General features: G+C 71.5%; 11 protein-coding genes. 3 read left to right on the top strand and 8 right to left on the bottom strand.

Annotation, left to right across the window (positions count from 1 at the left end):
- The 4 genes from VE172_RS11795 to VE172_RS11780 form a co-directional block, all read right to left on the bottom strand.
- Window positions 1-213: SRPBCC domain-containing protein (locus VE172_RS11795; RefSeq protein ID WP_324801600.1), on the bottom strand; the 213-nt coding region annotated here is incomplete at its 3' end.
- The gene (locus VE172_RS11790; protein ID WP_324801597.1) at window positions 210-545 is read right to left on the bottom strand and encodes an ArsR/SmtB family transcription factor; all 336 of its coding nucleotides are present in this window, start codon (window positions 543-545) and stop codon (window positions 210-212) included. The genes VE172_RS11790 and VE172_RS11795, both read right to left, overlap by 4 nt.
- Window positions 546-603: 58 nt before the next feature.
- Entirely contained in the window at window positions 604-1,782 is a 1,179-nt protein-coding gene (locus VE172_RS11785; RefSeq protein ID WP_324801594.1) for an FAD-dependent monooxygenase, read from the bottom strand.
- A 12-nt stretch (window positions 1,783-1,794) separates the two neighbouring features.
- A complete protein-coding gene (locus tag VE172_RS11780) occupies window positions 1,795-2,370 on the bottom strand; it encodes a TetR/AcrR family transcriptional regulator (RefSeq protein WP_324801591.1) in 576 nt (191 codons plus the stop codon).
- A gap of 206 nt (window positions 2,371-2,576) precedes the next feature.
- Here VE172_RS11780 and VE172_RS11775 point away from each other — a divergent pair, with 206 nt between their 5' ends.
- The 3 genes from VE172_RS11775 to VE172_RS11765 are packed head-to-tail and all read left to right on the top strand — an operon-like array spanning window position 2,577 to window position 4,974.
- Window positions 2,577-3,005 (top strand): hypothetical protein, encoded by a 429-nt coding sequence (locus VE172_RS11775; RefSeq protein WP_324801588.1) that lies wholly within the window; start codon window positions 2,577-2,579, stop codon window positions 3,003-3,005.
- 53 nt (window positions 3,006-3,058) lie between these two features.
- Window positions 3,059-4,321, top strand: a complete 1,263-nt coding sequence (locus VE172_RS11770) for a sensor histidine kinase (RefSeq protein ID WP_324801586.1) — start codon at window positions 3,059-3,061, stop codon at window positions 4,319-4,321.
- Entirely contained in the window at window positions 4,318-4,974 is a 657-nt protein-coding gene (locus VE172_RS11765; protein WP_324801583.1) for a response regulator transcription factor, read from the top strand. Before VE172_RS11770 ends, VE172_RS11765 begins: the two co-directional genes overlap by 4 nt.
- 3 nt (window positions 4,975-4,977) lie before the next feature.
- On the opposite strand, the gene VE172_RS11760 is transcribed toward VE172_RS11765, so the two are convergent.
- The 4 genes from VE172_RS11760 to VE172_RS11745 all read right to left on the bottom strand — a co-directional run.
- Entirely contained in the window at window positions 4,978-6,492 is a 1,515-nt protein-coding gene (locus tag VE172_RS11760; protein ID WP_324801580.1) for an aldehyde dehydrogenase (NADP(+)), read from the bottom strand.
- A 23-nt stretch (window positions 6,493-6,515) separates the two neighbouring features.
- Complete coding sequence (locus tag VE172_RS11755; RefSeq protein ID WP_324801577.1) at window positions 6,516-7,517, bottom strand: proline racemase family protein; 1,002 nt, start codon at window positions 7,515-7,517, stop codon at window positions 6,516-6,518.
- Window positions 7,518-7,519: 2 nt separating this feature from the next.
- Window positions 7,520-8,443, bottom strand: coding sequence for a dihydrodipicolinate synthase family protein (locus tag VE172_RS11750; RefSeq protein ID WP_324801575.1), 924 nt, complete (start codon window positions 8,441-8,443; stop codon window positions 7,520-7,522).
- On the bottom strand, window positions 8,440-8,650 hold a 211-nt coding region (locus VE172_RS11745; RefSeq protein ID WP_475525769.1), incomplete at its 5' end, for a bacterioferritin-associated ferredoxin. The genes VE172_RS11750 and VE172_RS11745, both read right to left, overlap by 4 nt.

Here is an 8,650-nt window from a genome sequence, read left to right as displayed (position 1 = left end):
GCCGGGACCGGAGGAGACGAACCGCCACGCGCCGCCCGGCCGCAGGTCGACCTCGCACGCGGTGAGGTTCCAGCCGCGCGCGCCGTGCCAGCGGCGCAGCAGGTCCGGGCGGGTGAGGGCGGCGAAGACGGCCGACGGCGGCGCGGCGAAGCCGCGGGTCAGGACGAGGTCGCGCCGCCCCGAGGCGACGACCCGCAGGCCCGCGGCGGTCACGATTCGCCCCCGCGCAGCTCGTCGAGCAGGTCGTCCAGCCGTTGGTAGCTGGACTCCCAGTAGTCGCGGTACTCGGCCAGCCAGTCGGTGGCCGCCTTGAGCGGCTCGGCCACCAGGTGGCAGGGGCGGCGCTGCGCGTCGCGGCCGCGACGCACCAGGCCCGCGCGCTCCAGCACCCGCAGGTGCTTGGAAACGGCGGGCTGGCTGATGGCCAGGGGACGGGTGAGCTCGGTGACCGTGGCCTCGCCGTCGGCGAGTCGGGCCAGGATGGCGCGGCGCGTGGGGTCGGCGAGCGCGGCGAATGTCGAGGTGAGTGTGTCGGTCGGGGTCATGTCGATTACCTTCGCGTTATATAACCAACTGGTTTTATACACGCGAAGGCGGCGACTGTCAAGCCTCCGAGAGGCTCTGGACCGAGACGTGGGACTTGCCGAGGAACGCCTTGCCGAGATAGCGGTCCAGCCCGGGCAGCTTCATCGCCTTGATGGCCCAGCGCCGCATCGTCAACTGGCTGGGGGAGTGGGGAAGGAACCAGGAGATCCCGCGGCGCGCGACCCGCTGGCGCTCGGTGACCACCGGGTGCCAGCGCTCCTGGAAGCGCGCCAGGGCCGCGTCGAGGTCGGGCGTGGAGTCGATGAGCCGCGCCATCACGTACGCGCCGGCGATGCCCAGCGATGCGCCCTGCCCGGCCATCAGCGACACCGCGTACGAGGAGTCTCCCAGCAGGACGACCCGCTTGTCGATCCACTGTGGCATCTCGATCTGGGCCACCTGGTCGTAGTAGACCTCGTGGGAGCCCGGGCACGCCGCCAGGGCCTTCTGCGCGATCCAGCCGAGGTCGCGGTAGGCGTCGCGGACCGCCGCCTGGGAGTCGGCGGGCAGCGCGGGGTCGTCGGTGCGGTGGACGGTGAAGACCGCGACCTTGGTGCCGCGCAACCCGTAGAAGCCCATCTGCTTGTCCACGGTGTCGGTGAGGTAGAAGCCGTCGCCGACCAGCTGGTGGATCTCGGGATCGTCGAATATGTACGCACCGGTGTGGAAACCGAGATAGCGCAGGTAATCGCTCTCGGGCCCGAAGACCTGGTCGCGGGTCTGGGAGTGGATGCCGTCGGCGCCGATCAGGAGGTCGCCGTCGACGGTGGTGCCGTCGGTCAGCCCGACCCGCACGCCGTCGGCGGAGTTGGCGATGGTCTCGATGCGGGTGCCGTAGCGCAGGTCCACACTGTCCTCGACGGACTCCCGCAGCGCCAGTTCGATGTCGGGACGCAGGATGCTGACGATGTGTCCCTCCAGGACCTTGGCGAACCGCGTGTAGTCGACGGAGGCCCGCGTCCTGCCCTCCTCGTCCACATAGGCGAACGTCTTCACGTGGTAGCCGAGTTCCCTGACCCGCGATTGCAGCCCCATGTGTTGGGTGGCTTCGAATCCGGGGCCGAAGAAGTCGATCATGTAACCCTGGGGTCGGGGACCGGGCGCCTTTTCGACGACGACGACCTCCCAGCCGATGTCCGACAGCCGGTTGGCCGCGGCCAGGCCGGTGATGCCGGCGCCGCAGATGATTGCCTTCATGGGTTTGCCTTCCTAGCGGGATGGGGTGGGGACCAGGCGCCGCAGCACCGTCTTGACGGCGGCGGTCGAGGTGGAGACGTCCAGCGCCTTGTGCAGCAGGTAGCCGTCGAGCGCCGCGACCAGCACCACGGCGGTGGCCTCGGGCTCGGCGACGCCCGAGCCGCGCAGCACCTCGGCCACGCCGTGGCGGAAGTCGTTGAGCATGGCGGCGATCAGCTCCCGCAGCTCGGGGTCGCGTGTGGACGCGAGGTAGGTCTCGATGAACAGCAGCGAGGTGGGATCGCGCCCTTCGTAGGCGTCCAATGCGGACGTCAGGGCGTCGAGGACGGCCGCGGGATCGTCGACGCCCTCGGACGGCGGCGAGGTCTCGGCGACCACCCTGCCCATCGCGGCGACGGCGGCCTGGCGCAACAGGTCCTGCAGGGACGCGAAGTGGTAGTGCACCAGCCCCGGTCGCACCCCGGCTCGCTCGGCGAGGACGCGGGTGCTCACGGCCGTCCAGCCTCGCTCGGCGATCAGCTCGGCGGCCGCGGCGAGCAGGCGTTCCCGCACGTGGCGGCCGCGTTCGGCCGAGGTCTCGGGTGCCATGCGCGTCTCCTTGGACATTCGACTTGGGCGAATGACCAAATGCTAGCACGGTCCCGATCAACCGATCGGTGGATGGGAACGATCCACCCCGCGCCGCCCGCGCGGTAGCGGCGTGGTTGATGCGACGACGTGGGATATCGAGGAGTCTGGATACAGCGAAACCACAAGGGATCGCGACACACGCCACAGTAGAATGAGGACTCGAAGTGACCAGCAATACCGTGACCGAGGCGCGCCTCGGCGCCCCCGGAATCCGCCAGACGCTTCGCACCGTGAAGGCGCTGTCCCTGGGATACCTGACGCTGAGCGTGCTGACCATGGCCTTCGCCGTCGCGATGCGCCACCACCGCACCATCGTCACCGACGCCGTATGGGTGCGCGGCAGCATCGTCGCGCTCAGCGCCGTCGTGACGACCCTGTTCGCCGTGAAGGCCGCCCGCGGCGGCCGCGCGATGTTCCTGCGGCTGCGCATCGTCTCCGCCGTCATGGTGGTCGCGATCGCGGTGGTCATCTCCATCCCCGGGCTGTTCCCGGTGTGGATGCGGATCGAACAGGGCGTCTGCGGGCTGATGCTCATCGGCGTCGTGGCGCTCGTCAACGGCAGGCGGCTGCGCGAAGCGTTCGCCGCCAAGTGACCGTCGCCGACTAGATTGACTCGCCGGACGACCGAATCGCGAGAGGACACCAGGTGCGCACCCTGACGACACACCCATCCTGGGCGGAGCGCAACAACCGGTGGTCACCGCTGGTCCTGGCCCTGCCCTACCCGGTGCTGGCGCTGCTGGCCGGCTTCACCGCGGTGCAAAAACACCACCAGCCGGCCGCGCTGCTCACCGATCTCGGCCTGTGCGTCGTGATCGCCGTGTGGACGCTGGTGATGGTGTCGCTGAGACCGGCCTGGCGCCGGCGCCCTCACCTGATGGCCGTCTACATCGCCGGGCTGGTCATCGTCTGGTTCATCCTGGTGCTGCGGGCGCCCTGGTTCGGGGTGTTCGCGGTCCCCGCCTACGTGCTGACCTTCCGCCTGCTGAACTGGCCCACCGTCCTGGCGGGGGTCACCGGCGTGGCGGTGGTGTCGGGCACCTCGCAGGGCAGCAACGTGGACACCCACACTGCCTTCGGCGTCCTGACATTCGCGGCGGTGCTGGCCGCCAACGCCATTCCGATGTGCTTCTTCGCCTGGTTCCTATGGCGCAACGCGGCACTGGACCAGGAACGCCAGCGGATGATGACACAACTCGCCGAGACCAACCGCAGGCTCGAGGCCAGCCTGGCCGAAAACGCCGGACTGCACGAGCGACTGCTCGCCCAGGCGCGCCAGGCCGGGGTCCTGGACGAGCGCCAACGCATGGCCCGCGAGATCCACGACACCCTGGCCCAGGGGCTGACCGGCATCATCACCCAGCTCCAGGCCGCCGACCAGGCCGCCGAGACCACCGAGCACCGCCGCCACCTGGACGCCGCCACCGACCTGGCCCGCGAAAGCCTCACCGAGGCGCGCCGCTCGGTGCGGGCGCTGCGTCCCGAAGCCTTGCGGGAGGCGAGACTGGGGGACGCGTTGTCCGATGTGGCCCGGCGCTGGTCGGCGATCAACGGCGTCAACGCCCAGGTGACCGTCACCGGCACCGAACGCCCGATCGCACCCGGCATCGAGGACGCGCTGCTGCGCACCGCCCAGGAGGGGCTGGCCAACGCGGCCAAGCACGCCCGCGCCGGTCGCGTGGGCCTCACCCTGTCCTACCTGGACAACGAGGTGGTGCTGGACGTGCGCGACGACGGACGCGGCTTCGCCGAGCCGACCCCTGTCGACGACGGCGGTGGCTTCGGGCTGATCGCGATGCGCCAACGCATCGAGGCGGTGTCGGGAACACTGACCATAGAATCCGAGCCGGGAACGGGCACGGCGATCTCCGCCATCGTCCCGGCCGCGACCCTGGAGGCGACGCCATGAATGCCGACGACCCGGTGATCCGGCTGCTGATCGCCGACGACCACCCGATCGTCCGCGACGGCCTCAGCGGCATGTTCGCCGCCACCGAGGGCTTCGAGGTGCTGGGGGAGGCGAGCGACGGCGCCGAGGCCGTGCGCATGGCCCGCGCCCTGACCCCGGACGTCATCCTGATGGACCTGCGAATGCCCGGCACCGACGGGCTGGCCGCCATCACCGAGCTGAAGCGCCTCGGCGTCGCCTCCCGGGTGCTGGTGTTGACCACGTACGACACCGACAGCTACGTGCTCCCCGCGATCGAGGCGGGCGCCACCGGCTACCTGCTGAAGGACGCGCCCCGCGAGGACCTGCTCAAGGCGGTGCGCGCGGCCGCCACCGGGGCGTCGGTGCTGGCGCCGTCGGTGGCGTCGCGGCTGATGCACCGGGTGCGCACGCCGGGCGGGGAGGAACCGATCAGCCAGCGCGAGCGCGAGGTCCTGGAGCTGGTGGCCGCCGGCAACTCCAATCGGGAGGTCGCGGCGAAGCTGTTCATCAGCGAGGCCACCGTCAAGACCCACCTGCTGCACATCTACACCAAGCTCGGCGTCTCCGACCGCGCCGCGGCCGTCGCCGAGGCGTTCCACCGCGGCCTGCTGACGCCCGGCAAGCCGCGGTGACGGCTAGCCCGGCAGCACCAGGCGCCCGTCGACGCGGCGCGGGATGTCGACGGCCGCGTCGCGCAGCTCCGGCGGCAGCACGAACTCCGGCGCGTCCTGCCAGGTGACGGGGCGCAGGAAGCGGCGGATCGCGCTCGCTCCCACGGAGGTGTGCGCGCTGTTGGTCGCGGGCCAGGGCCCGCCGTGGGTCTGGGCCCAGGCGACCCGCACACCGGTGGGGAAGCCGTCGTAGATGACGCGGCCGGCCTTGGCGCGCAAGCGTTGCGACAGCTCGGCGACGGCGGCCGAGTCGTCGGGCTCGGCGTGGATGGTCGCGGTGAGGGACGACGGCAGCGCGTCGATCGCGCCGTCCAGTTCGGACGCGTCGCGGTAGCGGGCCAGGATCGTCAACGGCCCGAAGCACTCGCCCGTGAGCTCGGCGGTGAGCTTGTCGGCGCCGACGCTCAATACCTTGGGGCTCATCCAAAAGCCGTCGCGCGGGGCAGCGCCGCCGTCGGCGGCCACCGACGCCGCGTCCGCCGTGGACAGGTCCGCGGAGATGCTGGCGTAGGACGCGGCGATGCCCGCGTTGAGCGCCACGCCCGCCTCGGCCGCGCCCGCCAGTTCCGCCACGGCGGCCGCGAAGTCGTCGCCCGCGTCGCCGCCGGGCACGAACACCAGCCCCGGCTTGGTGCACAGCTGCCCGGCGCCGAAGGTGAAGGAGTTCACCAGACCCCGGGCGATGTCCGCCGCGCGCGACCGCAGCGCCGAGGCGGTCACCACGATCGGGTTGAGGCTGGAAAGCTCGCCGTAGAAGGGGATCGGCTCGGGTCGCTTGTCGATGACGTCCATCAGGGCGCGCCCGGCACCCAGCGAACCGGTGAAGCCGACCGCGGTGATGTGGGGGTCGGCCACCAGGGCGGTCCCCGCCTCGCGCCCGTACACCAGGTGCAGCACCCGGGGATCGGCCCCGGCGTCGGCGATCGCCCGGCCCATCACCTCGAAGGCGAGACGCGAGGTCGCGGGGTGGGACTCGTGGGCCTTGAGGATCACCGGGCACCCGGCGGCCAGCGCCGACACCGTGTCGCCGCCGGGCACCGAGAAGGCCAGCGGGAAGTTGCTGGCGCCGAACACCGCCACGGGACCCAGCGGCACCAGCATGCGGCGCAGGTCGGGCCCGGGACCCAGCGGCGTCTGTCCCGCGTGGTCGATCGCCGCCTCCAGATAGGACGCCTCGTCCAGCACCTCGGCGAACAGCCGCGCCTGGTAGACGGTGCGGGTCAGCTCGCCCCCCAGCCGGGCCTGTCCGATGCCGGTCTCGGCGTCGGCGACGGCCACGATGTCGGCGCGGCTCGCCTCCAGGGCGTCGGCGACGCCGCGCAACAGTCCCGCCCGAAACGCCCGGCCGCGCGCGTCGAGGTCGGCGGCCACCGCGGCGGCCTCGGCCGCCCAGGCGGCGACCTTGGCGGTGGGCGTGGGCGGGAAGGGTTCGCCGAAGCTGTCGCCGGTGCGCGGATCCGTGCTGATCACTGTGGACATTGATGCGTCCTTTCGCGGATGGTCTACAGGGTGAACCCGGTGGGGAACGGGTCGGTCGGGTCGAGCAGATACTGGCCCATGCCGGTGATCCAGGCGCGCCCGGACACCGTCGGTAGCACCGCGGGCACGTCGCCCACGGTGGCCTCGGCGATGAGCTCGCCGGTGAAGCGGGTGCCCAGCAGCGACTCGTTGACGAAGGGCTCGTGGAGGGCCAGCTCGCCGCGGGCGTGCAGCTGCGCCATGCGCGCCGAGGTGCCGGTGCCGCAGGGGGAGCGGTCGAACCAGCCCGGGTGGATCACCATGGCGTTGCGGGCGTGGGAATCGGGACCGCCCGGAGCGATGAGCTGGACGTGCTTGCAGCCAGCGACGCGGGAGTCGGCCGGGTGCACGGGGCGGTTGTGGGCGTTGATCGCCTCCATGATGGCCATCCCCGCACCGAGCATGCGATCCTTTGCCGCGCGATCGAAGCCGATGCCGAGGGCGTCGATCGGCAGGATCGGGTAGAAGTTGCCGCCGTAGGCCATGTCGTAGCGGACCCGGCCGATGCCGTCGACGTCGACGCCGGCGTCCAGCTCCAGCGCGAAGGACGGCACGTTGGCGATCTTCGCTGAGGTCGCATGACCGGACTCTACCGCCACCTCGGCGGTGACCAGCCCGGCGGGCGTGTCGAGATTGACCACTGTGGTGGGCTCCGTCACCGGTACCATCCCGCACTCCACCAGAACCGTTGCCACGCCGATGGTCCCGTGCCCGCACATCGGCAGGCATCCCGATACCTCGATGAACAGCACGCCCCAGTCGGCGTCGGCGCGCGTGGCGGGCTGCAGGATGGCGCCGCTCATGGCGGCGTGTCCGCGCGGCTCGTTGACCAGCAGCCGACGCACGTCGTCCATGCGCTCGACGAAGTGGCGGCGGCGCTCGGCCATGGTGTCGCCCGGAATCGTGCCCACGCCGCCGGTGATGACGCGGGTCGGCATGCCCTCGGTGTGGGAGTCGACGGCCGAGAAGTATCGGGACGCGCGCATGGTCAACCCTCCGATTGGTTGGCGTGCAAGTAATCCATGGCGCGACGCATGTCGGCGTCCAGCGCCTCGAGCTTCTGAGGCGACAGCGGGCCGCGCGGCGGGCGGCAGGGGCCGCCGAAGCGGCCCACGAGGTCCATGCCGCGCTTGATGGCCTGGACGAACTCCACCCGCGAGTCCCAGCGAAACGCCGCCACCAGCGGCTCGTACAGGGCGCGGGCCTCGGCAACCCTGCCCCGGCGGGCCAGGTCGAGCAGCCGCGCTGACTCGGCGGGGAACACATTGGGGAACCCCGCGAACCAGCCCGTGGCGCCCATGAGGATCGACTCCAGCACCACGTCATCGGCCCCGGCGACCAGCGCGAGATCGGGGGCGTGCTCCCGGATCTCCAGCACCCTTCTGACGTCCCCCGAGAACTCCTTGACCGCGACGACGTTGTCGATCCGCGCGATCTCGGCGAGCAGCCGCGGAGTCAGGTCCACCTTGGTGTCGATCGGGTTGTTGTAGACCATGACGGGAAGCCCCACCGACGCCACCTGCGCGAAATGGTGGATCACCTCGGAATCGTTGGCGCGGTACATGGTCGGCGGCAGGCACAGCACCCCGTCGGCCCCGTCGTCGGCGGCGCGCTGCGCCCACTCGCGAGCCAGGTGGGCGCCGACGCCGTGCACGCCGACCACGACGAGCCCGTCGCCGCCCACGGCCTCGATCGCGGTGCGGGCCACCGCGCGCCGCTCGTCATCGGTCAGCGACGAGTACTCACCCAGGGACCCGTTGGGCCCCACGCCGCGGCAGCCGTTGTCGATCAGCCAACGGCAGTGCCGCGCGTAGGCGTCCAGATCGGGCCGCAGGCCAGCGGGCGCCGCGGCATGCTCCATATAGGGCAAAGCGGTGGCGACGATGAGGCCGTCCAGCCTTTCCGGCGTCATGGGGTTCCTCCTGGGGTGTTGTCATCGTCCAATTCGGACAGACGTATCGGCGCGGCGATCGGCCGCCGCGCGAAGGCGGCGGGGTCGAGCCCCGCGATGGCGGCGACGACGGGACCGCAGATCCGTCCCTGGCACCGCCCGAGCCCCGCGCGGCTCACCAGCTTGACGGCGCGGACGCCGTCGGCGCGGTGGTCGTCGAGCGCGCGG

This window comes from Stackebrandtia sp. (genome assembly GCF_035643755.1).
Classification (GTDB): Bacteria; Actinomycetota; Actinomycetes; order Mycobacteriales; family Micromonosporaceae; genus Stackebrandtia.
The sequence above is the reverse complement of the archived record's forward strand: the minus strand, read 5'-3'. Positions and strand labels throughout refer to the sequence as shown.

Coding starts and splice junctions, on each gene's coding strand:
- VE172_RS11755 (WP_324801577.1), bottom strand. CDS start 7,517: ATGCGCGCGTCCCGATACTTCTCGGCCGTCGACTCCCACACCGAGGGC.
- VE172_RS11765 (WP_324801583.1), top strand. CDS start 4,318: ATGAATGCCGACGACCCGGTGATCCGGCTGCTGATCGCCGACGACCAC.
- VE172_RS11790 (WP_324801597.1), bottom strand. CDS start 545: ATGACCCCGACCGACACACTCACCTCGACATTCGCCGCGCTCGCCGAC.
- VE172_RS11750 (WP_324801575.1), bottom strand. CDS start 8,443: ATGACGCCGGAAAGGCTGGACGGCCTCATCGTCGCCACCGCTTTGCCC.
- VE172_RS11780 (WP_324801591.1), bottom strand. CDS start 2,370: ATGGCACCCGAGACCTCGGCCGAACGCGGCCGCCACGTGCGGGAACGC.
- VE172_RS11785 (WP_324801594.1), bottom strand. CDS start 1,782: ATGAAGGCAATCATCTGCGGCGCCGGCATCACCGGCCTGGCCGCGGCC.
- VE172_RS11760 (WP_324801580.1), bottom strand. CDS start 6,492: ATGTCCACAGTGATCAGCACGGATCCGCGCACCGGCGACAGCTTCGGC.